Source organism: Burkholderia sp. YIM B11467 (genome assembly GCF_052952715.1).
Genome location: NZ_JBQVSQ010000001.1, coordinates 1,196,257 through 1,221,113, shown reverse-complemented (window position 1 = coordinate 1,221,113; position 24,857 = coordinate 1,196,257). Strand labels below are relative to the sequence as shown.

The window sequence follows — 24,857 nt, the reverse complement described above, 5'->3', positions numbered from 1 at the left end:
ACGCGCCCCATAACAGGAGACCTTTCACGCATGAGCGCCCCCGACACCGCCCGGCCCGCCGCCCGACTGCTGCTCGTCGACGATCACCCGCTCGTGCGCGACGGCTTGCGGATGCGGCTCGAAGCGGCCGACCTGTCCGTGGTCGGCGAAGCCGGCAACGCCGACGAGGCGCTCGCGCTCGCCGCATCGCTCGAACCCGATCTCGCGCTGATGGACGTCGGCATGAACGGGATGAACGGCATCACGCTCGCGGGCGTGTTCCACGAGCGCTTTCCCGGCATCCGCGTGCTGATGCTGTCGATGCACGACAACGTCGAATACGTGACGCAGGCCGTGCGTGCCGGCGCGAGCGGCTACCTGCTGAAGGATTCGCCCGCGAGCGAGATCGTCCGCGCGATCGGCTCGGTGCTGGCCGGCCAGACGTTCTTCAGCGAAGGGCTCGCCGCGCGGATGATTCACGCGAGCGCGACCGCGTCGCCGCTCGATCGCCTGACGCCGCGCGAACGCGACATCCTCGATGCACTCGCCGAGGGGCTGTCGAGCAAACAGATCGCGCACCAGGCGGCGCTGTCGGTACGCACCGTGGAGACGCACCGGCTCAACCTGAAGCGCAAGCTCGAGATCGAAGGACAGGCCGAGCTGATCAAGTTCGCGGTCGAGCATCGGCGGCGGTAGGGCGGCGCGACAACCGCGCCCCTGTCACGATTCGCCGTCCCGTTTCATATTCGCCCAATCGTCCTCTCCCCGAGTCGATGGAATCGTTTCGCATGCCGCGGGCGGGCGACATCCTCACGAGCCGCGCGATCGAGTGCGTGACGTCATCAAGCGATACACGGTATTCAGGCGACTGCCCGGCGACGAGCGAGGGCGCCCAAGAACCGATGCCGTTCAGTCCTACACCGCACGGCATCGCCGATGTCATCGCGACGTGACAAAAGTTCATCTTTAGATTGGTTGGGGCCAGTAGGATTCGTTTCGTCCAAATGTAACCGGGACGGAAACAAAAATTTCGGCGGCATGACGCCTAACCGGGTTGCCGTTGGATGTCGCGGGCGCTATTGAGTGAATAGCGCCTCGGCGTCGTAAATCAATTTAAATCGTTCAAGAAACTAAAAACCATGCAAACCAAACTCATTTCCGCTCTGTTGCTCGTGGGTGCCGCCACGGCTTCGCAAGTCGCATCTGCAGCCGACGGCACGATCACGTTCACCGGCAGCGTAACCGCGCAAACTTGCACGATCAACGGCAACGGCAGCAACTCGAACAACTTCAATGTTCCGCTGCTGAACGTGTCGACCAGCGCGCTGGCCGCCGCAGGCCAAACTGCCAGCGCCAAGGCGTTCAGCATCGCGCTGACGGCCTGCACGCCGGCGTCGGGCAACGTCCACGCCTACTTCGAACCGGGCCCGACGGTCGACACCGCCACCGGCAACCTGTTCCTGACCGCAGGCGGCGCGACCAACGTCGAGATTCGCCTGTTGAACGGTGACTATACGCCCATCAAGCTTGGTGCCGCAGACGCTTCGCAGAACTCACAGTCGGTAGCAATCACCGCCGCTGGCACCGCCACGCTGAACTACCTCGCGGAATACTACGCCACCGGCGCCGCAACGGCCGGCGCGGCGACATCGAGCGTCATGTACTCGCTCGTTTATCAGTAACTTATTGATTAGTTATCCACATTAAAACCGGGTGGGGCGGCATGCATTCGCCCCCTGCCTCCGTTACGTTGCCTGAATCGATCCAAGCCATGAAGCTACGAAAAGCACTCAGATTCTCGATCGCCGCCGTGTGTATCGCATGGCTCGGTTACCTGGCGACACCCGCCGACGCGTCGGTGGTGATCGGCGGCACGCGCGTGATCTACGGCGCGAGCGAATCCGAGGTCACGCTGAAACTGTCGAACGCAGGCCAGGCGCCGGCGCTCGTGCAGTCATGGGTCGATGCAGGTGACGTGCGCAGCGCGCCGTCCAATATCAAGGTGCCGTTCACCGTCACGCCGCCGATTGCGCGGATCGATCCGTCCAAGTCGCAGACGCTGCGCATCGTCTATACCGGCGAGCCGCTGCCGGAGGATCGCGAGTCGGTGTTCTGGCTCAACGTGCTCGAAGTGCCGCCCAAGGCGAGCGCGGCGGACGCGGACATGAACCGGATCCAGCTCGCGTTCCGCTCGCGCATCAAGGTGTTCTATCGCCCGGACAAACTCAAGGGTTCGTCGGCCGATGCGCCGGCGCAGCTCACGTGGCGCCTCACACAAGCCGACGGCAAGCCGGCCATCGAGGTGCATAACCCGACGCCGTTCCATGTCTCGCTGACCATGATCAGCGTGCAGTCGGGCGGCCATCGCGCGATCTTCGACGATGGCGGCATGGTCGGGCCGGGCGAGACGCGCGTCTTTCCGCTGAAGGGTGATGTGCCCGATGCGGCGGGCGCCAGCGTGCACTACACGGCGTTGAACGACTACGGTGGCGCGGTCAGCAGCGAGGCGCCACTGCGGTCAGGCACCGCGGCACCGTCGCAATGATGCACGGCTGACCGCTTCGATTGCGCGCGGCGCGGCTAGCGCGCCACGTCCTTCTCATCGCAAGACCAAGCATGCCCGCCCCGGGCAGGGCGCAGGCTTGCTCACGCTCGGCTGTCTATCGTGATTCAACGTATATCTAGCTTGCCGCTGTCCATGCACTGGCGCCCGCGCCCGTGCTGCCTGCTCGCACTGGCGATGTTCGCATCGACTGGCGTGATGGCGGCGACCACGGATGCCACGCAAGTGGCGGAAGTCCAGTTCAACGATCTGTTTCTGCAGCGCCCGGGCGGCGCGCGGGTGGACGTGAGCCGCTTCGAGAAGGGCAATGTCGCGTTGCCGGGTTCGTATCGCGCCGATCTGTTCGTCAACACGAACTGGATCGGTCGCGCCGAGATCACGCTGCGCCAGGTAGGCGACAACCCGAACAACGTCCAGCCCTGCTTCAATCGCGACTTGCTTCAGCAAGTCGGCGTGGATCTCGCGAAGCTGTCGCCCGAGGCGACGCACATGCTGACGGACCCGAACCAGGCTTGCGCGACGATCGGCATGCTGGTGCCCGACGCGGTTGCCAACTTCGACAATGGCGAGCAGCGGCTCGACGTCAGCATCCCGCAGGCGTCGCTGAGCCGCGCGGCGCGCGGCTACGTGGACCCGCGCTACTGGGACGAGGGCGTGCCGGCCGCGCTGCTGTCGTACAACGGCAATATCTATCGTGCCGAGAACCGCGGCGCATCGTCGACCCAGGCGTTCCTGGGCCTCACCGCCGGCCTGAACGTCGGGCCCTGGCGCTTCCGCCACAACGGCAACACTACCTACGACTCGCGCGGCGGCCCGCACTACCAGAGCGTGCAGACCAGCCTGCAGCGCTCGATCGCGCGCCTGAAGGCGCAGTTCGTGATCGGCGACGCGTTCACCGACGGCACGATGTTCGACAGCGTGGGCTTTCGCGGCGTGCAGCTCGCCAGCGACGAGCGCATGTATCCGGAATCGCAACGCGGTTACGCACCGACCATCCACGGCATCGCCAACAGCAATGCGCTGGTACAGGTGCGCCAGAACGGCAACGTCATCTACAGCGCCAACGTCGCGACCGGCCCGTTCGTGATCGACGATCTCTATACGACCGGTTATGGCGGCGACCTCGACGTCATCGTGACCGAGGCCGACGGCAGCATCCACACCTTCAAGGTGACGTACGCGTCGGCCGTCAGTTCGCTGCGGCCGGGCGTCACGCACTTCAGCGTGACGGCCGGCCAGTACCGCAGTCCGCTGCTGTCGAGCAAGCCGGCGCTGTTCCAGGCGACCGTCCAGCATGGTTTCACCAACCTGATCACCGGCTACGGCGGCGTGACGGCCGCGCCCGGCTATGTGGCCGGCGTGGTCGGCGCCGCGCTCAATACGCAGCTGGGCGCGTTCGCGCTCGACATCACGCAGGCCAATACCGATTTGCCGGGCATCGGCACGCGCCACGGCCAGAGCGTGCGGATCTCGTACAGCAAGCTGATCAGCCCGACCCATACCAATATCGCGGTGGCCGCCTATCGCTATTCGAGCAGCGGCTATCTGGGCCTGCAGGACGCGATGCAGTTGCGCGGCCAGCAGACGGGCGGCGTGAGCGGTCTGCTGTCGGGCGGCGTGCGTCGCGGCCAGTTCCAGGTCACGCTGAACCAGAGCCTGCCGGAGGGTTGGGGCGCTTTCTACCTGTCGGGCTCGACCGTCAACTACTGGAATCGCGGCGGCAACGACACGCAGTATCAGGCCGGCTACAACAATAATTTCCGGCGCATCAACTACGGCGTGTCGGCCGCGCGCCAATTCGACGTGACGCAAAACCGCTGGGACAACCGTTTCATGCTGAACGTGTCGATCCCGCTGAACCTCGGCTCGCGCACGGTGTATTCGTCGACCAGCCTGCAGCACGATTCCCGTGGTTCGACCGTGGTCCAGCAGTCGATGACGGGTGCGCTCGGCGTCGACAACGCGCTCAGCTACGGCGTGAACGTCGGCCGGACCAGTGGCGGCGGCGCGCGAGCGGCGACCAACGTGGGCGGCAACGTGTCCTACATGTCGCCCTATGCGACCGTCACGGGCAATGCTTCGACGGGCACCGGCTTCAAGCAGTACGGCGGCGGCATCTCGGGCGGCATGGTGGCCTATGCGGGCGGCGTTGCCTTTACGCCGACCATGGGCGAGACCGTCGCGATCGTCGAGGCCAAGGACGCGCACGGGGCACGCGTGACGGCCGGCAGTGGGCTGCGCGTCGATCCGTTCGGCCATGCGCTGGTGTCGAGCCTGACGCCGTTCTCGACCAACGAGGTGGAGATCGATCCCAAGGGTGTGCCGATGAGTGTCGAGCTGAAGTCGAGCGCGCAGCACATCGCGCCGACCGCAGGCGCGGTGGTGCGACTGAAGTTCGAGACCGAGGGCGGCGGGCGCGCGGTGATCATGCGCGCGCGCATGGCCGATGGCGAGCCGGTTCCGTTCGGCGCCGAGGTGAGCGATGCGGCGGGGCGGAATGTCGGCACCGTCGCGCAGGATGGCCGCATCGTACTGCGCGGCGTGAAGACCGACACCGGCACGCTGAATGTGAAGTGGGGCGATACGGTCGCCGAGGGCTGTTCGATGTCGTACACGCTGGCGACGGCAAGCAAGACGAGCAAACAACGCTGGACCGATGCGGAAGCGGTATGTACGAAATGAGCGCAGCGGGCGCGATGGACCTGGGAGAGAAGATGAACAAGAACGAAAAGCCGGCCGCGATGCGCAGGCAAACCAAAGCGGGGCATGGCATGCGCCGTCTGGCATTCTGGCTACTGACGCTGGCGGCACTGATGCTCGGCTTCGGCACACGTCCCGTGTTCGCCGCGGGAACCATCAGTTGCTCGGGAACGGCGCAGACGGTAACGCTGTCGATGCCGGCCTCGGTGACGATCCCGCGCGATGCAGCGGTCGGCACCCTGCTGACCGGCTGGTTCAGTACCTCGAACGTTCCCAACTACTACACATGCACGGTATCGGGTGTGGTCGTCGCTGGCATGGTCTTTGAACCGCAGTCGCTGACCAAGGCCGGCATGACCGCGGCCGGGCCAAGTGGTGCAACCTATACCGTCTGGAATACCAATGTGCCTGGCGTCGGTGTCGCGATCGGTGTGACGACTTACGCGAACCAATGCGGAACCCAGCCCTGGATCGATCTTTCCAAGTCGACTGCTTCGCAGATCCCCCTCCCATGGGCAGGCTGGGTCTGCAACACGAGCGGCATCGTTACTTCGATCACCAACGGTGGCCAGGTCCAGGCGGCGCTGGTCAAGACCGGCCCCATCACGGCAGGCACGGTGACGGGCGGCGTGCTGGTCGTGGGAGCGTCAGCAACGGGCACCGGTGGTAGTGCCCCCTATACGGTCGCCGCCTCGCCCCTCGTGTCGTTTTCGCTAACCCCGACCATCGTCAACGTCGCGGCGTGCATCACGCCGAACGTGACGGTCAACATGGGTTCGTATATGCAGTCGGCATTCAAGGGCATCGGCTCGACCACTTCGCCGGCCATTCCGGTCACCGTGGCTGTCAATGCCTGCCCGTCGGGCCTGAACACGATCCAGTACCAGTTCATCCCGGTCAATGCCGTGCTCGATAGCACGAACGGCGTGCTGGCGCTGTCGAGCGATTCGACGGCCAGCGGCATCGGCCTGCAACTGAAGGACAACAACGGCAATGCGCTGAAATACAACACGCAGTACACGCTGACGAGCTACAGCAAATCGACAGGCGGCTCCTACACGATCCCGCTCACGGCCAGGTACTACCAGACGGCCGCCAGCGTGAAGGCCGGCAGCGCGAACGCGGTGCTGACCTTCACCATGACGTATCAGTAGGCCGCGCACAGTGAACCTCGATGTGTGCGGAGGCGGCCCGGACTTGCGCGGGCACGCCCGGACGCGCGGTCGCATCGGTCGTTCGACTGCTCACCGGGCCCCTGGGTAAAAAAGCAAGGGCGCCCTCGGGCGCCCTTCATGCAACTGAACTCCGGACCGCGCAGCGGCCGTCAGTTCGTCCGCGAATTGTGCTTCTGCAGATACGCGATCAGCCCGGCGATCCCGCCCGATGCGAGCTGGCTCTTGAACTGGCCCTGGTAGACCTGGATCAGCCACGCGCCCGACATGTCGATGTCGTAGATCTTCCAGTCGTTGCCGACCTTGCCGAGACGATAACCGACCGACTGGCTGTCGCCCGGCGTCGTCACCGTCGACTGCACGAGCGCGTCGGCGCCCGACGCGCCGCCGGCCTTGAACGAGAACTTCGCATCCTGGCTGCCGAGCTGCGCGAGCGACGCGGCGTAGGTGCGCGTCATCAGCAGCTTGAACTGCTTGTACAGCTCCTGTTGCTGATCCGGCGTCGCCTGCTTCCACGCGTCGCCGACGGCGATGCGGGTCGTGCGCTCGAAATTCGTCGCGGGCAGGAAGCGCTGCTCGACGACCTGCGTGACCTTCGCCATGTCGCCGCCGCGTGCCGACGGATCGGCCTTCATCGCGGTGACGGTGCCCTCGACCGCATTGCGGACGATGTCGACCGGCGCGCTCTGCGCGAAAGCGGAAACCGACACGGCGGCGGCCGCGAGGAAAGCAAACAGATGACGTTTCATACGAATATCGCGCTCAATGGGAAAAAACGGCCGGCTCCTTGCATCGGCCGGTGCGGCAAAGTATACCGGGCCTGACGCCCGGTTGCCGCACCGTGACCGACTGTTACCTTTCAGCTGCGTTTGTCACAGGCGCGGGCCGGGGCGCGGCGATGCAGCCCGGTGCCGATTATGTAAATATCCCCTTACAAATCGACCGGCCGCCCGCACCGATTCCGCCGCCACGAACAAATCTCCTTCCCGCCCCGAAACCCGCAACGTCACGTCCGCCGCCACGCCGCGCCGGTATACTTGGCTACTTTGCCCTTGCCAGCCGCTCCCCACCGCCACATGGTGACATCTCTCATCGTCCGACTCGTTGCATGGTCGGTACGCCGCCCCGTCTGGGTCGTCGTCCTGTCGCTCGTCATCGCCGCCTTCAGCGGCGTCTACGTCGCGCAGCATTTCAAGATCAACACCGACATCAGCAAGCTCGTCGATGCGGAACCGCAATGGGCCGCGCTCGGCCAGGCGATCGACAATGCGTTCCCGCAACGCAACGGCACGATCCTCGCGGTCGTCGAGGCGCCCGCGCCCGAATTCGCGAATGCCGCCGCGCATGCGCTGACCGAGGCGCTGCAGAAGCAGGCCGATGCCGGTCGCATCGGCCAGGTCGCCGAGCCCGGCGGCGGGCCGTTCTTCGAGCACAACGGGCTGCTGTTCCTGTCGTCGCAGGAAGTCGCCGATACGACGTCGCAGCTCGCGAGCGCGCGCCCGCTCGTCAACGAACTCGCGAAGAACCCGAGCCTGACCGGGCTCGCGACGACGCTGGCCACCACGCTCGGCCAGCCGCTGCTGACCGGCCAGGTGAAGCTGCCCGCGATGGCGAAGCTGCTCGCGCGCAGCGCCGCGACGGTGGACGACGTGCTGGCCGGCAAGCCGGCCGCGTTCTCGTGGCGCGCGCTGGTCGACAGCGATGCCGCGCGGCAGCCCGCGCGCGCGTTCGTCACCGTGCAGCCCGTGGTCAACTACGGCGCGCTGAAGGCCGGCGCGGAAACCAGCCAGGTGATCCGCGACGCGGCCCGTTCGCTCGACCTCGAGAAGCGCTACGGCGCGGCCGTGCGCCTGACCGGCGAACAACCGCTCGCCGACGACGAATTCGCGTCGGTCGAGGACGGCGCCGCGCTCAACGGTGCCCTCACGCTGCTGGCCGTACTCGTGATCCTGTGGCTTGCGCTGCGCTCGAAGCGGATGATCGGCTCGGTGCTCGTCACACTGTTCGTCGGCCTCGTCGTGACCGCCGCGCTCGGCCTCGCGATGGTCGGCTCGCTGAACATGATCTCGGTCGCGTTCATGGTGCTGTTCGTCGGCCTCGGCGTCGACTTCTCGATCCAGTACGGCGTGAAGTACCGCGAGGAACGCTTCCGCGACCCGCGCATCGATCACGCGCTGATCGGCGCCGCGCACTCGATGGGCATGCCGCTCGCGCTGGCCACCGCGGCCGTCGCCGCAAGCTTCTTCTCGTTCATCCCCACGGCCTATCGCGGCGTGTCCGAGCTTGGCCTGATCGCGGGCGTCGGGATGTTCGTCGCCCTGCTGACCACGCTCACGCTGCTGCCCGCGCTGCTGCGCCTGTTCGCGCCGCCGGGCGAATCGAAGACGCCGGGCTTCCCGTGGCTCGCGCCGGTCGACGATTTTCTCGATCGCCATCGCAAGCCGATCCTGATCGGCACGCTCGTGGTCGTGATCGGCGCGCTGCCGCTGCTCGCGTTCCTGCGCTTCGACTTCAACCCGCTGCATCTGAAGGACCCGCACAGCGAATCGATGGCGACGCTGCTCGCGCTGAAGGATTCGCCCGAAGCGGCCGTCAACGACGTCACGCTGCTCGCGCCGTCGCTCGCGGACGCCGACGCGGCCGCGAAGCGTCTCGACGCGCTGCCCGAAGTCGGCCGCACGACCACCCTGTCGACCTTCATCCCCACCGACCAGCCGGCCAAGCGCACGGCGATCGCCGCGGCCGCGGGCGACCTGCTGCCCGCGCTGACGCAGCCGGCCGCGCCGCCCGCGACCGACGCGCAGCGCGTCGCCGCGCTCAAGCGCGTATCGGACCTGCTGGGCTACGCGGCCGAGGATCACCCGGGCCCGGGCGCGGCAGCCGCGCAGCATTTGTCCGCATCGCTCGCAAAGCTCGCCGCCGCTGACAGCGCGACGCGCGACCGCGCCGAGCGCGCGTTCTCCGACACGCTGCGTATCGCGCTCAACCAGCTCGCGATGCTGCTGCAGCCGCAGGACGTCACGCGCGAATCGCTGCCGCCGCAGATCGTCCGCGACTGGATCGCGCCGGACGGCCACGCGCTCGTGCAGATCTCGCCGAAGGTGCCGAAGGGCGTCGACCCGAACGACGACACGATGCTGCGCCGCTTCGCGAAAACCGTGAAGGCCGCGGAACCGGGCACGACCGGCGGGCCGATCTCGATCCTGCATTCGGCCGACACGATCATCAACGCGTTCCTGCACGCGGCGCTGTGGTCGATCATTTCGATCACGATCCTGCTGTGGGTCACGCTGCGCCGCTTCGGCGACGTGCTGCGCACGCTGGTGCCGCTGCTCGTGTCGGGCGTCGTGACGCTCGAGATGTGCGTCGTGCTCGGCATGCCGCTCAACTTCGCGAACATCATCGCGCTGCCGCTGATGCTCGGCGTCGGCGTCGCGTTCAAGGTGTATTTCGTGATGGCGTGGCGCGCGGGGCAGACGGGGTTGCTGCATTCGAGCCTCACGCATGCGGTGCTGTTCAGCGCCGCGACGACGGCAACCGCATTCGGCAGCCTGTGGCTGTCGCACCACCCGGGCACGTCGAGCATGGGCAAGCTGCTCGCGCTGGCACTGACCTGCACGCTGATCGGCGCCGTGGTGTTCCAGCCCGTCCTGATGGGCAAACCGCGCGTCAAACGCGCCAAGAACCAATCGCAAGGAATCAATGAATAAGGTGCGAATCATTGCGGCGACCGTTGCCGCCAGCGCGATGCTGACCGGCTGCGCGACGGGACCGAACCGCAATCCCAACGACCCGCTCGAGCCGATGAACCGGACGATGTACAAGATCAACGACGCGGTCGATTCGAACATCGCCGTGCCGATCGCGAAGGGTTACCAGAAGATCACGCCGACGCCCGTGCGCACCGCGATCAGCAACTTCTTCTCGAACCTCGGCGATCTCGGCAACATGGCGAACAACCTGCTGCAGTTGCGCATCACCGATGCGACGCAGGATCTGATGCGCGTGGCGATGAACTCGCTGTTCGGCGTCGCCGGCCTGATCGACATCGCGACGCCGGCCGGCCTGCCGAAGCATCACCAGGATTTCGGCCTGACGCTCGCGCGCTGGGGCGTGCCGTCCGGCCCGTACCTCGTGCTGCCCGTGTTCGGGCCGAGCACGATCCGCGACGGCGTCGGCCGCGCGGTGGACGTGCGCTTCAACCTGCTCAACTACATCGAGCCGGCCGCGCGCAACCCGATGTACATCGCGCAGTTCATCAGCGCGCGTTCGGACCTGCTCGGCGCGACCGACCTGCTGAAGCAGGCCGCGCTCGATCCGTATTCGTTCGTGCGCGACGCGTACCTGCAGCAGCGCAAGTCGCTGACGTACCACAGCCAGTCGTCGTCGGCCACGCTGCCGAACTACAACGAGCCGGGTGAATCGGGCGCGGCGCCGGCCGCGACGCCGGCCGTGCCGGGACTGCCGAACTACGAGGACCCGGGCGAGTCGGGCGGCGCATCGGGCACCATGCCGAACAACGCGCCGGCCGCGCCGGGGTTGCCGCAGTACGACGATCCGGGTGCGGACAATGCGATGCCCGCGAGCGCGCCCGCCGCTGCTCCGGCATCGGCATCGGCATCGGCAGCAACACCGGCATCGTCCGGCTCGGCGACAGCGCCGGCCGCTCCCGCGATGCCTGCGAGCACGCCGGCCGCGCAGTAACGCCACAATAACGGCGACCGCCGCAAAGACAAAGCGCGCTGCATGATGCAGCGCGCTTTTTTTGTCCGCGTGAAACGGGAAGAGGGAAAGAAGGGGGAGAGACGGAAACGCGGCGCGTGCCGCTCAGACGATCCGCATCGCGCCCGCACGCTCGAACGCGTGCCGCGCCTGGATCAGGGTCGTACGCGCCGCACGCGCGTCGCTCGCGACCTGCAGCAACGGGCCGAGCTGCGACGGTTGCTTCAGCAACTCGCGCAGGATCGGCAGGATCGCCGTGCTGCCGTCGTCGCGCAGGCCGGCCGTCGCCGCGCTCGGCAGCGTACGCCACGCCGGATCGACGATCGCGCGGCACACCGCGAACGGCACGCCGCGCGCGGCCGCGAAGGCCGCCGCGATGTGCGACTCCATATCGACGGCGAGCGCGCCCTTCGCGTGGTGCAGCGACGCTTTTTCCTGTTCGCTGATCACCGGCGCGCCGACCGCCGCGATCGTGCCGCGCGTGACGCGCGCCCAGACTGGTGTGTCCTGCAGCGCGGCGACGAGCCGTGCGCTCCAGCCCGTATCGGTCTCGACGCGACCGAACGGCCCGTCGATCGCGTTCGCGATCACGAGCGCGCCGGGCGCCAGATCGGGCGCGAGCCCGCCCGCCGTGCCGAAGCTCACGATGCCCGCGCAACCGCGTGCGGTCGCGTCGGCCAGCGCGCGTTCGAGCCGGTCGGCCCGCGCGGCGTACACGGCCTCGACGCCGTCACCGCGCGCGATGCGCGCCTCGAACGCCATCCCCGTCACCGCGATGACGGGCAATGCGCCGTTGTGTTGAGACGCGCCCACGCGTTACATCCCGACCGTGACGCGCGTGGCGTTGTCGCGCTTCAGGTTGCGGTAGCGCGCCAGCGCCCACAGCGGGAAGAACTTGCGATAACCGTGGTAGCGCAGGTAGAACACGCGCGGGAAGCCCGTCGCGGTGAAGCGCGTCTCGTCCCACAGGCCTTCTTCGTTCTGCTGGGCGACCAGGTAGTCGACACCGCGCGCAACGGCCGGGTTGTTCACCTCGCCGGCCGCCATCAGGCCGAGCAGCGCCCAGGCCGTCTGCGACGCCGTGCTCGGCGCCTGCTCGAAACCGCGGTAGTTCAGCTTGTAGCTGTCGCCATCCTCGCCCCAGCCGCCATCCTTGTTCTGGATCGACAGCAGCCACTGCGCGCCGCGCTTCATGCGCGGGTCTTCCGGCCCGAGGCCGGCCGCGTTCAGCGAGCACAGCGCGGTCCACGTGCCGTACACGTAGTTCATCCCCCAGCGGCCGTACCAGCTGCCGTCCGGTTCCTGCTCCTTCAGCATGTAGTCGAGCGCGCGGCGTGCCGGCTCGCTGTTCGCGGCCGTCTCGCCGAGCTGCGACAGCATCGACAGGCAGCGTCCCGACACGTCGGACGTCGGCGGATCGAGCAGCGCGCCGTGATCGGAGAACGGGATGTTGTTCAGGTAGTACTGCGTGTTTTCCGGCTCGAACGCGCCCCAGCCGCCGTCGCTGCTCTGCATGCCGACGACCCATTCGCGCGCGCGCGCCATCGATTCGCGATACGTGTCCGACTGCCGGAGCTTCTGCGCACGGTCCATCGCCATCACGACCACGGCCGTATCGTCGACGTCCGGGTAGTGCGCGTTCGCGTACTGGAATGCCCAGCCGCCGGGCCGCACGTTCGGGCGGCGCGAGATCCAGTCGCCGCGCACGTCGAGGATCTGCAGCGGACGCAGCCAGTCGAGGCCGCGCAGCACGGCTTCTTCCGCGCGCGCATCGCCCGTTTCCAGCAGCGCGTGCGCCGCGAGCGACGTATCCCACACCGGCGACAGGCACGGCTGGCAATATGCTTCGTCATCCTGCACGACGAGCAGCTTCTCGACCGACTTGCGCGCGATCGCGCGGTTCGGATGATCTTCCGCGTAGCCGAGCACGTCGTACATCATCACCGAGTTGGCCATCGCCGGATAGATCGCGCCGAGGCCATCCTCGCCGTTCAGGCGCTCGTCGACGAACGACACGGCCTGACGGATCGCGCGTTCGCGCGTGTAGCTCGGGAACAGCCCGTCGACCGCGCGCAGCGCATGGTCGACCACGCGGAAGAACGCGAACCAGCCGGGGCTCTGGTGACCCTGGCGCGGCAGCAGCCCGGCGTTGACGGGCGGATCGATGAACAGTTCGTCGATGCGCACGCCGCGCGGGTTCTTCGCGAGCGGGCGCTTCGCGTTCAGCACGAGCAGCGGCACGATCACGGTGCGCGCCCAGTACGACACCTTCGACAGGTGGAACGGGAACCACTGCGGCAGCATCATGATCTCGACCGGCATCATCGGCACCGCGCGCCACGGAATCGCACCGAACAGCGCGAGCTGGATGCGCGTGAACACGTTCGACATCTCGGCGCCGCCCATCGCATGGATCGCCTTGCGCGCACGCTGCATGTGCTCCGCGTTCTCGTCGTCGCCGATCACCTTCAGCGCGAAATACGCCTTCACGCTCGCGCTGATGTTCGGCGCGCCGTCGGTGAACAGCGGCCAGCCGCCGTCCGCCTGCTGGATGCGACGCAGATACCGGCCGATCTTCTGTTCGAGCTCGAGGTTCGGCGTCTCGCCGAGATAGTGGACGAGCAGCACGTATTCGGCGGGAATCGTCGAATCGGCTTCGAGTTCGTAGACCCAGTGTCCGTCCGCTTGCTGCGCGGCCAGCAGTGCGTCGGTCGCACGCGCAACGGCGGCGTCGACGTCGGCCGGCGCGGTGCCGGCGGACAGGGTAGCCATTTCGGTGAGATCGTTCATCGGTCCCTCTTTTATTGTGTCTGGAGCACGTCCGCGGCCAGCTGGCCGGAACGGATCGCGCCCTCGATCGTGGCGGGCAAACCGGTGGCAATCCAGTCACCCGCCAGCACAAGATTGGTCCAGCGCGTACGCACGGCCGGACGTTTCATTTCCTGCGACGGCACCGCCGCAAAGCCCGCGCGCGGCTCGACGACGAGCTGCCATGCGGGGATGGTTTCCGGGTTCGCGCCCGTCACGCGCGCGACGTCTTCCCAGATGCGCCGCGCGAGCGTGTCGCGCGGCGTGTCGAGCCAGCGGCCCGCGTCGCGGATCGTTGCCGCGAGCTGGCCGCCGCCGGCGCGTACCGCATCGACGACGCCGTTGACGACCGTCGTCTGCAGCGGGCTGCCGGCCGGCGCTTCGACCGCGAAATACGCGGTCACGACCGCGCTGAACGTGTCGGGCGCGGTGAGTTCGGGGACGAGCGGCTGCGCAACCTCGGGCGGCACGGCCAGCACGACCGCGTCGCCCGGCGCGAGATCGATGCGCTCGCCGCCGATCGCGACCGCATCGACCGCATTGCCGTGCGCGCCGAATTCGAGCGCGTCGAGCCGCGAGTTCAGCCGGATCTGCGCGCCGCCGTGCTGCAGCATCCGCAGCGCCGGTTCGACGAATGCGCTGCCGAGCCCGTGGCGCGCGACGAGCGGACGGCAACCCGGGCCGCCCGCGGCAAACGTGCCGCACAGCGCCGCGCGCGCGAGTTCGGCGCTTGCGTGGCGCGGCTCGACATTCAGCACACCGAGAAAATACGGCCGCAGCCAACGATCCCACAGCACGCCGTCGCATCGCATCGTCTGTGCGAGTGAGCGGCCCGTGCGCGCCAACGCGAGCGGGGCGAGCGCGAGGTAATCGAGCGGCGTCGTGCCCGGCGCGCGCGACGCGGCATCGAACAACCACGACGGCCAGCGCCCGTTGCCGAAGCGCAGCGTCCAGCGCTGCTGCGACGCGACGTCGACGGCCGGAAATTCAGGCAGCGCGGGCCCCACGAGCTGATCGGCCGCACCGATCGCGCGCAGGTAGCGCTGCGTCGCGGGCTGTCCCGCGAATACCACGTGCAGCCCGCTGTCGAGCGTCGTGTTCAGCGTCCCGTCGAACCACGAGCGGCAGCGGCCGCCCGCATGCGCGTGCGCGTCGTGCAGCACGATGCGCCGCCCGCGACGTTGCAGCTCGACCGCGGCCGACAGGCCCGCGAGTCCTGCGCCGATCACGTGGACGGTTCTGGGCATCGACTCGGTCGGCTCAGAACAGCGCGTAGCGCGCGGCGATCATCAGCATGCGCGCTTTCGGCTTGCGCAGCGGCGCGCGCGGGGCGGCAAAACCGCGTGCGATCGCGGCTTCGAGAATGCAGCGATACGCGCCCGACATGATGCGCGGCGCCTTCACCTGCGCACGCGTGCAGGTATCCATCACCGCGTCGGCCTCGTGGAAATGCTCGAACGCGCGCTCGACGAGCGTCGCGCATACGCGCGGCAGCGCCGGATCGCGCACGATCGTCGCCGGATCGGTGATCGCGATGCCTTCGCGCGCGAGCAGCTCGCGCGGCAGGTAACAGCGGTTGATCGCCGCGTCGTCGTCGATGTCGCGCAGGATGTTGGTCAGTTGCAGCGCGCGGCCGAGGTGGTGCGACAGCTTGATCCCTTCGGCTTCCGGTATCCCGAAGATCCTCACCGACAGCCGGCCGGCCGCGCTCGCCACGCGATCGCAGAACAGGTCGAGCGTCGGCTCGTCGGGCGCGCAGATATCCTCGACCGCGTCCATCGCCATCCCGTCGATCATCGCGTGGAAATCGTCGCGCTGCAGGTTGAACGCGCGGATCTCGCGGTCGAGCGCGGCCAGATGGCGCGGCGGCCGGCCCGCGAAACACGCGTCGATGTCCGCGCGCCAGCGATCGAGGCCCGCGGTGCGCTCGGCGCGCGGCAGGTCGCTGTCGGCGATGTCGTCGACCGCGCGGCAGAACGCGTAGACCTGGAACATCGCATCGCGCTGCACCGCCGGCAGGATGCGCATCGCAAGATAGAAAGAACTGCCCGATGTGACGGCAGCGGCGTCGGTTTCTTGTTCGTCCACGACGGAATTGGAAACGGCCAAGACAAGCTCCACGGAGACACCCACGCGGGGCGATTGAAGAAGCCATGCCCGGCTGGGATGGTCAGGGTGTCAAATGCGTGCGAGATATGCGAACGTTCGACGCAGACAGGCACAAAATACCGGCCGGAAGCCGGAATTGGGCGAAAGTATAGCAATCTTTGAAGTTCGATGGCGGACACGCGCCACGCCCGGCGGGGCGCCGGGAGCCGCCGGCAGGCCAGCGCGGCCGGCTTCGGCGGAAATAGACGTCGCGCGGCGCCGGTGGCCGGTCAGCCGTAAACGATGTCGCGCTGCAGATCGAGCGCGATGAGCCCCATTTCGCGCGTCAGCTGCAGCATCGAACGGCGTTCGAGGCGCGAGCCCATGAAACTCGTCACGCCGCCGTCGGGCTCCGCGGTGAACTGGAATACCGCGCCGCCCGTGCCGAACCACGCGCCCGGTACGTCGGGCGATTCCTGCCAGTCGATCTGCTCGAATATGCGCGCGATCCCCGCGCGCACCAGGTCGCCGGGGCCGATCGGCGGCGCGATCTCGCCCAGGTCGTCGAGCGAATAGGGGCCGGGTTTGTTCGGCTTCCGGTAGAAGAGATAGTCGACGTTCATGGGGAGCAATCGGGGCAAAGCATCAAATTAGCGCGCTTCGGCACAAATTCATATCGGATCCGGACGAAATGTGGCCTGCACGAGACAAGAGGGACGGATCGTGTCCGGCCGCGCGACCGCACCGTGCGTTCGCGTCAGGATACGTGCGGGTTCGTCTAAGATGGGACCTTTCTCAAAGCACACGGACACCATGGAGACGAACGTAAGCGCCACCCCGCAGTCCGACCATCCCGTTTTCGTGCTCGTGCACGGCGCCTGGCACGGCGCGTGGTGCTACGCGCACGTCGCGGCAGCACTGGCCGCGCGCGGCTACCTGTCGATCGCGCGCGACCTGCCCGCACACGGCATCAATGCCCGCTTTCCCGCGTCCTACCTCGAACGTCCGCTCGACAAGGACGCGTTCGGCGCCGAGCCGTCGCCGGTCGCGAACACGACACTCGACGATTACGCGACGCAGGTGATGCAGGCCGTCGACGACGCGTATGCGCTCGGCCACGGCAAGGTCGTGCTCGTCGGCCACAGCATGGGTGGCCTCGCGATCACGGCGGCTGCCGAACGCGCGCCGGACAAGATCGCGAAGATCGTCTATCTCGCGGCCTTCATGCCCGCATCGGGCGTGCCGGGCCTCGACTACGTGCGCGCGCCGGAAAACAAGGGCGAGCTGCTCGGCCCGCTGATGCTCGCAAGCCCGCGCGTCGCCGGCGCGCTGCGCATCGATCCGCGCAGCGGCGACGCCGCGTATCGCGATCTGGCGAAGCGCGCGCTGTATGACGACGTGTCGCAAGCCGACTTCGAGGCCGTCGCGAACCTGATGACCTGCGATGTGCCGGCCGCGCCGTTCGCGACCGCGATTCCGACGACCACCGCGCGGTGGGGCGCGATCGATCGCCACTACATCAAGTGCCTGCAGGATCGCGTGATCCTGCCTGCGCTGCAGCAGCGCTTCATCGACGAAGCCGACGCGTTCGCGCCCGGCAATCCGACCCACGTCCACCAGCTCGACAGCAGCCATTCGCCGTTCGTGTCGCAGCCGGCCGTACTGGCCGGCGTGCTCGCCGATATCGCAAAAAGCTGAACGCGGCGTGGCGCGCCGCAGCCGCTCCGCGCAATACGGGGCGGGCGCGCCTACGCGTAGGCGACCGAGCGGTCGCGCCCGAGCCGCTTCGCGCGATAGAGCGCGGCGTCGGCCTCGTTGACGAGCACGTCGCTGGTCGGCGCGCCCGTCTTCGCGCACGCGCCGCCGACACTCGCCGTCACCGGCACGCTGACGCCCTCCGCATCGACCGGCTCGCTGCCGATCGCGTCTCGCACCTTGTCGGCCACCCGCATCGCCTCGTCGAGACTCGTGCACGGCAGCAGCAGCGCGAATTCCTCGCCGCCGAAGCGGCCGAACGTATCCTGCGCGCGCACGATCGACGCGACGCGGCGCGCCGTCTCGCGCAGCACGGCATCGCCGGCCGCATGCCCGAAGCGGTCGTTGATCGTCTTGAAATGGTCGAGGTCGAACAGCAGCACCGACATGTCGCCGCCGTAGCGCTGCCAGCGCGCGAATTCGTCGCCGAGCCGCGCCTCGAAGAAGCGCCGGTTCGCGATGCCGGTCAGCCCGTCGCGATTCGCGTGTTCGCGCAGCTTCGCGACCGCTTCCTCGCGCTCGCGCTGCATCACGCTCACGTGCGTGACGTCCGAGATCGTCACGCACACGGCCTCGACGTCGCGGCCGCGCGTGAGCGGCATGAACGTGCAGTCCTGCTGCATGTAGTCGACGCCGCCCGTGATCGGCCGGTCGTGCTCGAAGCGGAACAGGTAGGGCCGCTGCTCCCACGAGCTGAACGCAAAGCTGCCGAGCTGGAACACGCTCTCGAGCTTGCGCGACAGCCACGCGAGCGGCAGCTCCGGAAAGCAGTCGAACAGGTTGCGGCCGATCACGTCGGCGGCCGGGATGCCGCTGTGGTCCTGCATGAAGCGATTCCACATCAGCACGGTCATCGAGCGGTCGAGCACGAACAGGCCGAAGCCCACCCGCTCGATCACGAGGTCGCTCAGCGACGGGGTGGCGGCCGTCATAGCGCGGACAGCAACGCGTCAAGCGCGTCACCCATCAGGCGCATCGAATCCTCGGCCATCAGCATCACGAAGTGGGCACGGAACGCATGATCCTCGAGCCCGAAGTTCACCTCGAGCAGCAGCGCGACGCTCCACGCGAGCACGGTCGGCTGGAAGACGTCGTCGAACGACACGTTCGACCCGAGCAGCCCCGGCGGAAAGAACACCGGCTTGCGGCCGAGCTCGTCGAGGATCGACGCGACGCATGCGCCCATCAGCACGTTCGCGACGTCGAGCACGACTTCATCGGGCGTCGCCATCCCGCCGTATACACCGTCGCCGAACGTGCGGTCGACGACCGTCGTGAGTCGCGCGACGCTTGCGGTGCGGCACAGCACGATCGCCTCGCCCTTGATGTCGGAGCGAAAGCCCTGGCGCACGGCGGTCACGTTGTCGTGAATGCCCGTCATCTCGCGCAGCGCGTCGCCCGCATCGGCCGCTTTCACGACGCGCACGCGCGGCACCGACAGCTCGATGAAGCGCCCGAGCAACAATGCAAGCCGCGCGGCGGCGCGGCCCATCGCAAGGTTGGCGATCTCCTGCAACGCGTCGCGTTGCTCCGCCGTGAACACCGATTCAGGCATACAACCCATACTCCTTGAGAATGGGCAGCAATGCCTCCGACGTCACGGGCTTGGCAACGAATGCGATCGCGCCCAATTCGCGCACGCGTGCTTGCGCCTGCGGCTGGATATCGGCGGATACCACGATCACGAACGTGTTCAGATCTTCGTGGCGCAGTGTCTCCAGAACCTGATAGCCGCTCATGTCGGGCATCGTCAGATCCAGAAACATCACGGAAGCTTTGCCGTCACGATAGAGCGCCAAGGCCTCGCGACCATTCGTTGCATACGCGACGTCGACGTCCCAGCCTCCCGGCAGCGCCTTTGTCAGAAGTTTGCGAGCGAGCAGGGAATCGTCGGCAATTACAATCGGCAAAGGCATGGAGCGAAGCGGTATACGGAATGGTCTCTCTCGCGTTAACGACCGCGCGGCGCACTTCTTGAGGCGTCATGCGTTCGGGCGCAGGCAACCGCCTTGCGGCCGCGCGCGGGCGCCGCGAGCGGGTGCGCGCGACGCACCGCGCGGCGAACGCCGGCGGGCGCATATATCTGTCATAGGGAAAGCAAGGCGCGATTCTCGGAGTAAACCGAAGGCGATGCAACTCGCCATATTCACCATTTCGAACAGAATCGATCCGATCGCGCGTCATTCCGAAAACAGCCGCGACCATTTTTGAGATATGTACGCAAAATTTTTCCTTGTGTACGTTTGCGCTGCCGGATTCGTCGCGTTTTCAATCTGACAGTTGCCCCCTGTCGAAATCGACAGGATCGCGCACGTACGGGGCCGCGCAGCGGGCCATCGCAACTCGTTTATGATGGCAGACACCTCCGCCTCACCCGCTTCCTCGATGACGTCCGAACGGCCCGCCGACTCCCGCGCCCCCGCCTCCACTCCCGCCGACGACTGGCAGGACGACGGAAGCTACGCGGCCGGCGCGCCCGAGCACGATTTCGCGGTCCGCCGCGTGACGCTGATCGTGCTGCTCGTCGCGGCGATCGTGCTGCCCTGCATCTACGTGATGGTGATGGCGTACAACGACCTCAACGCGCGCGAGGCTGCCGCGAGCGACGTGACGATGCGCACCGTGCGCGTCGCCGAGGAGCACGCACTCAAGGTGTTCGACCTGAGCGAAACGCTCGATGCGCGCATCGTCGACCTCGTGCAGGACATGGACGACGCCACCGTGCGCAGCAAGGAATCCGACATCCACGAAGCGCTGAACACGATCGGCGGCGGTTATCCGCAGGTGGCCGCCGTGTCGATCTTCGGCGCGAGCGGGATGCTGCTCGCCAACAGCCTCTACTATCCGGCGCCGTATGCGTCGATCGCGAACCGCGACGACTTCGCCGGCATCCGCGACGGCAAGGTCATCGAACACATCTCGCGGCTGATGATGGGGCCACTCAAGCTCGAGAACATTCCGGTGTTCAACACGGGGGTCGCGCGGCGCCATAGCGACGGTTCGTTCGCCGGGATGGTGTCGATCGCGCTGAAGTCGTCGTATTTCAACGCGTTCTACCGCGACCTGCTCGGCGGCGCCGGCACGCCGATGACGATGGCGCTCGCGCGCTCGGACGGCGCGGTGATCGCGTCGTATCCGCCGCCGCCGTCGCTCGCGCACACCGATCGCACCGTCACGTTCGGCGACACGCGCAACGATCCGCGCGCCGGCGTCGTGCGCGTGCGTCACGACGGCGCGAGCAGCGAGATCGTCGCGTACCGCCAGGTCGGCAGCTATCCCGTCTACGTGACGTGCGCTTACCGCACGTCGGCGATCTGGCATGAATGGTACGAACACCTGAGCGTGCTGTTCATCTCGATGTTCGCGCCGTCGGTCGCGCTGTGGTCGGTGATCTGGCTGTCGCTCAAGCGGCTGAAGGCGGAAGAGGAGGCGTGGGACCGCTGGCAGGCGGAAGCGTCGATGCGGCGTTCGATCGAATCGGCGTACCGGCAGTCGCGCAAGATGCAGGCGCTCGGCAACCTCGTCGGCAGCGTCGCGCACGACTTCAACAACCTGCTGATGATCATCTCGAGCAACGTGCAGATCGCACGGCGGCGCGGCGTCCAGCATCTCGACAAGGAACTCGGCGCGATCGAACGCGCGCTGAAGAACGGGCAGTCGCTCACGCGCCAGCTCCTCGGCGTCGCGCGCAAGCAGCCGCTGCACAACGAGACGATCGACATCGGGCAATGGGTCGGCACGTGCCGCGAACTGCTGAAGACGTCGCTCGGTTCGAAATCGTCGCTGGTCGTCGCGATCGAGCCCGGCGTCTGGCCGATCCGCGTCGACGTCGCGGAGCTCGAACTCGCGGTGATCAACCTCGCGGTCAACGCGCGCGACGCGATGACGACCGGCGGCCGCTTCACGGTCGGCGCGCGCAACGTGACGCTGCGCCGCGAGGACGGCTTTCCGCTGACCGGCGATTTCGTGCAGATCTCGCTCGACGATACGGGCTCGGGCATGGCACCCGACGTGCTCGCGCGCGCGTTCGAACCGCTGTTCACGACGAAGGCGCAGGGGATGGGGACGGGGCTCGGCCTGCCGCAGGTGTTCGCTTTCTGCGAACGCTCGGGCGGCCTCGCGACGATCGACAGCGCGGTCGGCGCCGGCACGTCGGTGCGCCTCTATCTGCCGCGCGCGCATGCCGAAGACGTCGTTGCGCGCCCGCAGGCCGCCGTCGTCCACGACACCAGCGCGCTCGCGGGCCTGCACGTGCTGCTCGTCGAGGACAACAGCGAAGTCGCGGCCGGCACGGAAGCGCTGCTTTCGCTGCTCGGGCACCGCGTGACCTATGCGCCCACCGCCGACGACGCGTTGCGCCTGATCGAGGGCGCGGCCGCGAACGACGCGTTCGACCTCGTGATTTCGGATATCCACATGCCGGGCAGCCTGAACGGCATCGACCTCGCCGAGGCGATCGACAAGCGGCCCGGGAAGCTGCCCGTGATTCTCGTCACCGGTTATGCGGAGGAGCTCGACCGCACGCGCACCGTCAACGTCCGCGTGCTGTCGAAGCCGTTCGACATCGCGCTGCTCGACGAGATCCTGCTGGGCATCCGCGAAGCGCGCGACGCGCGACACGCCGGCGCGTGACCCGCGGGGTGCCGGCCGGCGCCGGCTGCGTGAACGGGCGCGACGATCGGGCTGAAGCCGTCAGGCCGACTTCAGCAGGCGCACCCAGCCCGCGTAACGATCGACGAAGCCCTGCAGGAACTTGCGGGTGTCCTCGCTGACGATCTGGCCCTGCTCGTCGATGCGCGCCGCGTCGTGCTTGATGAACATCTCGGGCTGGCCGAGCGTCTTCACATCGAGATACGCGAGCACGTTGCGCAGGTGCTGTTGCGCCAGCGCGGTGCCAGTCGCGCCCGGCGACGTGCCGAGCACCGCGCCCGGCTTGCCCGACCACGAGTTGGAACCCCACGGGCGCGAGCCCCAGTCGAGTGCGTTCTTCAGCACGCCCGGAATCGACCGGTTGTACTCGGGCGTGACGAACAGCAGCGCGTCGGCGGCTTCGATCGACTGCTTGAAGCGCTTCGCGACCTCCGGGAAATCCGCGTCGTAGTCCTGGCTGTAGAGCGGCAGTTCGCCGATCTCGACGAACTCGAACGAAAAATCGGCGGGGGCGAGGGAAATCACGGCGTGCGCGAGCGCGCGGTTCCAGGAAGCGCGGCGCAGGCTGCCGACGACGACCGCAATACGATAGGACATGGAATTCTCCTTCCGGTGAGTGAGGAATCGAATCGATTGCTTCCGAACAGGCGGCAAAGGTCTGTTTATAGGCAAGCCAGCCCGCGAACCGCCCGACGGGGCCGTCAGGCCGACTTTCCACAAGGTTTTCCACAGAAATTGTGGATAACTCGACCGTTATGTTCTGATGTTACAGATTGCCCGCCGCGCGGCGCCGTCGACGCGCGATGCGGGTTTCGGCAAGCATAACGCAGCGCGCCGGCCGGTTTCGTGAATTCGTGACGGAACATCCGTTGCAGGCCGGCACCGTGACCAGTAAGCTGCTCGCACCACGACGCGCCCGCTCTTTGGCGCAAGCGCGATCGCTTCGAGACACTGCCACCCAGACATGCCGTCCGCGTACGACGACCCCGACTATCTCGCGCAACTGCGGCGCGACCTGCTGCGCTTCGCGCGACTCCAGCTCCGCGATACCGACGCGGCCGAAGACGCCGTGCAGGAAGCACTGACCGCCGCGTGGTCGCACGCGGGCGATTTCGCGGGACTGTCGGCCCACAAGACCTGGGTGTTCGGCATCCTGCGCAACAAGCTGATCGACGTGCTGCGCGCGCGGCAGCGGACGGTGAGCCTGTCCGCGCTCGACGCCGAGCTCGACGGCGAATCCGTGCTCGATCGCGAGCTGTTCAAGGAAAACGGGCATTGGGCCCCGCATACGAAACCGCACCCGTGGCCGCGACCCGAAACGCTGCTGCAGCAGCAGCAATTCTGGACGCTGTTCCAGGTCTGCCTCGACCACCTTCCCGAGCAGATCGGGCGCGTGTTCATGATGCGAGAATTTCTCGATGTCGAGATCACGGACATCTGCAACGAATTGACGCTGACGACGAATCATTGCAGCGTGCTGCTGTATCGAGCGCGCACGCGCCTGCGAACCTGCCTGAGCGAAAAAGGACTGACGACCGAAGATGCTGCCGGGGAAATGTACTGACGTGACGCGCCTGCTGTCGGATGCGCTCGACCGCCATCTGACCCTGCATGAGCGCCTGCAGGTGCGCGTGCACCTGCCGACCTGCAGCGGATGCAGAGCCTATCGCGGGCAGATTGCACTGCTGCGGACGGCCGCGAAAGCGGCGGCGGGGCGGGGGCCTGACGATGACGGCACGTCGTCCGGAGAGGGCTAGACGCGCGTTGCGGCTATCGTCCGGACGGCGAGTGGCGTGCTGCCCGGCGATCGCACCGGCTTCGATTGCCGATGCATGCGCCGGGGCGATGCAATAAGAAAAAATACGCCGGGCAAGAATTATTCGAACAGCGCTTGCACCGATTCGGGCGGCCGACCGATGGCCGCCTTCCCGCGATAGACGACGATGGGCCGCTGCAGCAGGATCGGGTGAGCAACGATCGCTGCGTAGGCTTGTGCGTCGGTCAGATCCGCGCGGGCCAGATTCAGCGTCTTGTACGGCTCCTCGCCGTCGCGGAGCATGTCGCGAACCGGGCGGCCAAGCTGCCGATGCAGCGTTTCCAGTTCCTCGATCGTCGGCGGCGTCTTCAGGTACTCGACGACGTTCAACGGTGCGCCGACGGTATTCAGCGACTCGACCAATGCAAGCGTCTCGCGCGACTTCGAGCATCGGGGGTTGTGGTAGATCGTGATCATCATTCAGGCCTGGATGGAAGAGCCCTGTATTGTAGCCAGTCTGTATCGGGTGTCTCGGTGAGGCGGTTGCGGCGAGATCGGGTGCGGATTCGACGCTTCGCGGGAGCGGAGTGGTAACGCTTGCGGTGTTGTGGCGAGGCATGAAAGGGGAGAGCCATCGGGGGGTGCGTCAATGCATTGACGTGTT

The 24,857-nt window shown here is 67.1% G+C and carries 22 protein-coding genes; 11 read left to right on the top strand and 11 right to left on the bottom strand.

Translation table 11 applies throughout. The features are described 5' to 3' along the window. Nucleotides 1-30 precede the first annotated feature (30 nt). The 5 genes from ACTRWB_RS05535 (at nucleotide 31) to ACTRWB_RS05515 (ending at nucleotide 6,396) form a co-directional block, all read left to right on the top strand. Complete coding sequence (locus ACTRWB_RS05535; protein ID WP_446901201.1) at nucleotides 31-675, top strand: response regulator; 645 nt, start codon at nucleotides 31-33, stop codon at nucleotides 673-675. Between the two features lie 443 nt (nucleotides 676-1,118). Beyond that, a complete protein-coding gene (locus ACTRWB_RS05530; RefSeq protein WP_129516095.1) occupies nucleotides 1,119-1,661 on the top strand; it encodes a fimbrial protein in 543 nt (180 codons plus the stop codon). An 89-nt stretch (nucleotides 1,662-1,750) separates the two neighbouring features. Continuing rightward, on the top strand, nucleotides 1,751-2,524 hold the full coding sequence (locus tag ACTRWB_RS05525; protein ID WP_446901200.1) for a fimbria/pilus periplasmic chaperone: 774 nt from the start codon (nucleotides 1,751-1,753) through the stop codon (nucleotides 2,522-2,524). A 153-nt stretch (nucleotides 2,525-2,677) separates the two neighbouring features. Beyond that, nucleotides 2,678-5,224: a fimbria/pilus outer membrane usher protein gene (locus ACTRWB_RS05520; RefSeq protein ID WP_446901416.1), complete on the top strand. Its 2,547-nt coding sequence runs from the start codon at nucleotides 2,678-2,680 to the stop codon at nucleotides 5,222-5,224. Between the two features lie 32 nt (nucleotides 5,225-5,256). Beyond that, entirely contained in the window at nucleotides 5,257-6,396 is a 1,140-nt protein-coding gene (locus ACTRWB_RS05515) for a fimbrial protein (protein WP_446901199.1), read from the top strand. A gap of 170 nt (nucleotides 6,397-6,566) precedes the next feature. Here ACTRWB_RS05515 and ACTRWB_RS05510 read toward each other — a convergent pair whose 3' ends face one another. Next, on the bottom strand, nucleotides 6,567-7,163 hold the full coding sequence (locus tag ACTRWB_RS05510) for an MlaC/ttg2D family ABC transporter substrate-binding protein (RefSeq protein WP_412023522.1): 597 nt from the start codon (nucleotides 7,161-7,163) through the stop codon (nucleotides 6,567-6,569). A gap of 327 nt (nucleotides 7,164-7,490) precedes the next feature. Here ACTRWB_RS05510 and hpnN point away from each other — a divergent pair, with 327 nt between their 5' ends. Continuing rightward, nucleotides 7,491-10,124 (top strand): hopanoid transporter HpnN, encoded by a 2,634-nt coding sequence (gene hpnN / locus ACTRWB_RS05505; RefSeq protein WP_446901198.1) that lies wholly within the window; start codon nucleotides 7,491-7,493, stop codon nucleotides 10,122-10,124. Further along, entirely contained in the window at nucleotides 10,117-11,118 is a 1,002-nt protein-coding gene (locus tag ACTRWB_RS05500; protein ID WP_446901197.1) for an MlaA family lipoprotein, read from the top strand. Before hpnN ends, ACTRWB_RS05500 begins: the two co-directional genes overlap by 8 nt. A 123-nt stretch (nucleotides 11,119-11,241) precedes the next feature. Here ACTRWB_RS05500 and ACTRWB_RS05495 read toward each other — a convergent pair whose 3' ends face one another. From ACTRWB_RS05495 to ACTRWB_RS05475, 5 genes are all read right to left on the bottom strand, one after another. Next, nucleotides 11,242-11,898, bottom strand: a complete 657-nt coding sequence (locus tag ACTRWB_RS05495) for a phosphorylase (RefSeq protein WP_412025598.1) — start codon at nucleotides 11,896-11,898, stop codon at nucleotides 11,242-11,244. Nucleotides 11,899-11,952: 54 nt separating this feature from the next. Next, complete coding sequence (gene shc / locus ACTRWB_RS05490) at nucleotides 11,953-13,926, bottom strand: squalene--hopene cyclase (protein ID WP_343491161.1); 1,974 nt, start codon at nucleotides 13,924-13,926, stop codon at nucleotides 11,953-11,955. 11 nt (nucleotides 13,927-13,937) lie between these two features. Continuing rightward, on the bottom strand, nucleotides 13,938-15,191 hold the full coding sequence (gene hpnE, locus ACTRWB_RS05485; RefSeq protein ID WP_446901196.1) for a hydroxysqualene dehydroxylase HpnE: 1,254 nt from the start codon (nucleotides 15,189-15,191) through the stop codon (nucleotides 13,938-13,940). Between the two features lie 13 nt (nucleotides 15,192-15,204). Further along, nucleotides 15,205-16,053 carry a presqualene diphosphate synthase HpnD gene (hpnD, locus tag ACTRWB_RS05480; protein ID WP_446901195.1) on the bottom strand — a complete coding sequence of 283 codons (849 nt, stop codon included), beginning with the start codon at nucleotides 16,051-16,053 and terminating at the stop codon, nucleotides 15,205-15,207. A gap of 269 nt (nucleotides 16,054-16,322) precedes the next feature. Continuing rightward, complete coding sequence (locus ACTRWB_RS05475; RefSeq protein WP_048250680.1) at nucleotides 16,323-16,655, bottom strand: hypothetical protein; 333 nt, start codon at nucleotides 16,653-16,655, stop codon at nucleotides 16,323-16,325. Between the two features lie 190 nt (nucleotides 16,656-16,845). On the opposite strand from ACTRWB_RS05475, the gene ACTRWB_RS05470 reads away from it, so the two are divergent. Next, entirely contained in the window at nucleotides 16,846-17,730 is an 885-nt protein-coding gene (locus tag ACTRWB_RS05470) for an alpha/beta fold hydrolase (RefSeq protein WP_412023516.1), read from the top strand. A gap of 50 nt (nucleotides 17,731-17,780) precedes the next feature. Here the strand turns inward: ACTRWB_RS05470 and ACTRWB_RS05465 are convergent, their stop codons facing one another. From ACTRWB_RS05465 to ACTRWB_RS05455, 3 genes are read right to left on the bottom strand one after another with little or no spacing between them, the layout of a single operon-like run. Then, nucleotides 17,781-18,719 (bottom strand): GGDEF domain-containing protein, encoded by a 939-nt coding sequence (locus ACTRWB_RS05465; protein WP_129516106.1) that lies wholly within the window; start codon nucleotides 18,717-18,719, stop codon nucleotides 17,781-17,783. Beyond that, a complete protein-coding gene (locus ACTRWB_RS05460) occupies nucleotides 18,716-19,342 on the bottom strand; it encodes a chemotaxis protein CheC (RefSeq protein ID WP_048250676.1) in 627 nt (208 codons plus the stop codon). Before ACTRWB_RS05460 ends, ACTRWB_RS05465 begins: the two co-directional genes overlap by 4 nt. Then, nucleotides 19,335-19,703, bottom strand: a complete 369-nt coding sequence (locus tag ACTRWB_RS05455) for a response regulator (protein WP_048250675.1) — start codon at nucleotides 19,701-19,703, stop codon at nucleotides 19,335-19,337. The genes ACTRWB_RS05460 and ACTRWB_RS05455 overlap by 8 nt, the downstream gene beginning before the upstream one ends. Before the next feature lie 469 nt (nucleotides 19,704-20,172). On the opposite strand from ACTRWB_RS05455, the gene ACTRWB_RS05450 reads away from it, so the two are divergent. Then, nucleotides 20,173-22,419 carry a response regulator gene (locus tag ACTRWB_RS05450; RefSeq protein ID WP_446901194.1) on the top strand — a complete coding sequence of 749 codons (2,247 nt, stop codon included), beginning with the start codon at nucleotides 20,173-20,175 and terminating at the stop codon, nucleotides 22,417-22,419. Nucleotides 22,420-22,479: 60 nt separating this feature from the next. On the opposite strand, the gene ACTRWB_RS05445 is transcribed toward ACTRWB_RS05450, so the two are convergent. Then, nucleotides 22,480-23,034, bottom strand: coding sequence for an NADPH-dependent FMN reductase (locus tag ACTRWB_RS05445; RefSeq protein WP_048250672.1), 555 nt, complete (start codon nucleotides 23,032-23,034; stop codon nucleotides 22,480-22,482). Between the two features lie 367 nt (nucleotides 23,035-23,401). Here ACTRWB_RS05445 and ACTRWB_RS05440 point away from each other — a divergent pair, with 367 nt between their 5' ends. After that, nucleotides 23,402-24,001: an RNA polymerase factor sigma-70 gene (locus ACTRWB_RS05440; protein ID WP_048250671.1), complete on the top strand. Its 600-nt coding sequence runs from the start codon at nucleotides 23,402-23,404 to the stop codon at nucleotides 23,999-24,001. Next, entirely contained in the window at nucleotides 23,979-24,194 is a 216-nt protein-coding gene (locus ACTRWB_RS05435; RefSeq protein WP_343491156.1) for a zf-HC2 domain-containing protein, read from the top strand. Before ACTRWB_RS05440 ends, ACTRWB_RS05435 begins: the two co-directional genes overlap by 23 nt. A gap of 119 nt (nucleotides 24,195-24,313) precedes the next feature. Here the strand turns inward: ACTRWB_RS05435 and arsC are convergent, their stop codons facing one another. Next, entirely contained in the window at nucleotides 24,314-24,673 is a 360-nt protein-coding gene (arsC, locus tag ACTRWB_RS05430; protein ID WP_343491155.1) for an arsenate reductase (glutaredoxin), read from the bottom strand. Between the last annotated feature and the right edge of the window lie 184 nt (nucleotides 24,674-24,857).

Excerpts from the sequence above, each read along its gene's own strand:
- ACTRWB_RS05535 (WP_446901201.1), top strand. The coding sequence starts at position 31 with ATGAGCGCCCCCGACACCGCCCGGCCCGCCGCCCGACTGCTGCTCGTC.
- ACTRWB_RS05530 (WP_129516095.1), top strand. The coding sequence starts at position 1,119 with ATGCAAACCAAACTCATTTCCGCTCTGTTGCTCGTGGGTGCCGCCACG.
- ACTRWB_RS05525 (WP_446901200.1), top strand. The coding sequence starts at position 1,751 with ATGAAGCTACGAAAAGCACTCAGATTCTCGATCGCCGCCGTGTGTATC.
- ACTRWB_RS05520 (WP_446901416.1), top strand. The coding sequence starts at position 2,678 with ATGCACTGGCGCCCGCGCCCGTGCTGCCTGCTCGCACTGGCGATGTTC.
- ACTRWB_RS05515 (WP_446901199.1), top strand. The coding sequence starts at position 5,257 with ATGAACAAGAACGAAAAGCCGGCCGCGATGCGCAGGCAAACCAAAGCG.
- ACTRWB_RS05510 (WP_412023522.1), bottom strand. The coding sequence starts at position 7,163 with ATGAAACGTCATCTGTTTGCTTTCCTCGCGGCCGCCGCCGTGTCGGTT.
- hpnN (WP_446901198.1), top strand. The coding sequence starts at position 7,491 with ATGGTGACATCTCTCATCGTCCGACTCGTTGCATGGTCGGTACGCCGC.
- ACTRWB_RS05500 (WP_446901197.1), top strand. The coding sequence starts at position 10,117 with ATGAATAAGGTGCGAATCATTGCGGCGACCGTTGCCGCCAGCGCGATG.
- ACTRWB_RS05495 (WP_412025598.1), bottom strand. The coding sequence starts at position 11,898 with ATGGCGTTCGAGGCGCGCATCGCGCGCGGTGACGGCGTCGAGGCCGTG.
- shc (WP_343491161.1), bottom strand. The coding sequence starts at position 13,926 with ATGAACGATCTCACCGAAATGGCTACCCTGTCCGCCGGCACCGCGCCG.
- hpnE (WP_446901196.1), bottom strand. The coding sequence starts at position 15,191 with ATGCCCAGAACCGTCCACGTGATCGGCGCAGGACTCGCGGGCCTGTCG.
- ACTRWB_RS05475 (WP_048250680.1), bottom strand. The coding sequence starts at position 16,655 with ATGAACGTCGACTATCTCTTCTACCGGAAGCCGAACAAACCCGGCCCC.
- ACTRWB_RS05470 (WP_412023516.1), top strand. The coding sequence starts at position 16,846 with ATGGAGACGAACGTAAGCGCCACCCCGCAGTCCGACCATCCCGTTTTC.
- ACTRWB_RS05465 (WP_129516106.1), bottom strand. The coding sequence starts at position 18,719 with ATGACGGCCGCCACCCCGTCGCTGAGCGACCTCGTGATCGAGCGGGTG.
- ACTRWB_RS05460 (WP_048250676.1), bottom strand. The coding sequence starts at position 19,342 with ATGCCTGAATCGGTGTTCACGGCGGAGCAACGCGACGCGTTGCAGGAG.
- ACTRWB_RS05455 (WP_048250675.1), bottom strand. The coding sequence starts at position 19,703 with ATGCCTTTGCCGATTGTAATTGCCGACGATTCCCTGCTCGCTCGCAAA.
- ACTRWB_RS05450 (WP_446901194.1), top strand. The coding sequence starts at position 20,173 with ATGACGTCCGAACGGCCCGCCGACTCCCGCGCCCCCGCCTCCACTCCC.
- ACTRWB_RS05445 (WP_048250672.1), bottom strand. The coding sequence starts at position 23,034 with ATGTCCTATCGTATTGCGGTCGTCGTCGGCAGCCTGCGCCGCGCTTCC.
- ACTRWB_RS05440 (WP_048250671.1), top strand. The coding sequence starts at position 23,402 with ATGCCGTCCGCGTACGACGACCCCGACTATCTCGCGCAACTGCGGCGC.
- ACTRWB_RS05435 (WP_343491156.1), top strand. The coding sequence starts at position 23,979 with ATGCTGCCGGGGAAATGTACTGACGTGACGCGCCTGCTGTCGGATGCG.
- arsC (WP_343491155.1), bottom strand. The coding sequence starts at position 24,673 with ATGATGATCACGATCTACCACAACCCCCGATGCTCGAAGTCGCGCGAG.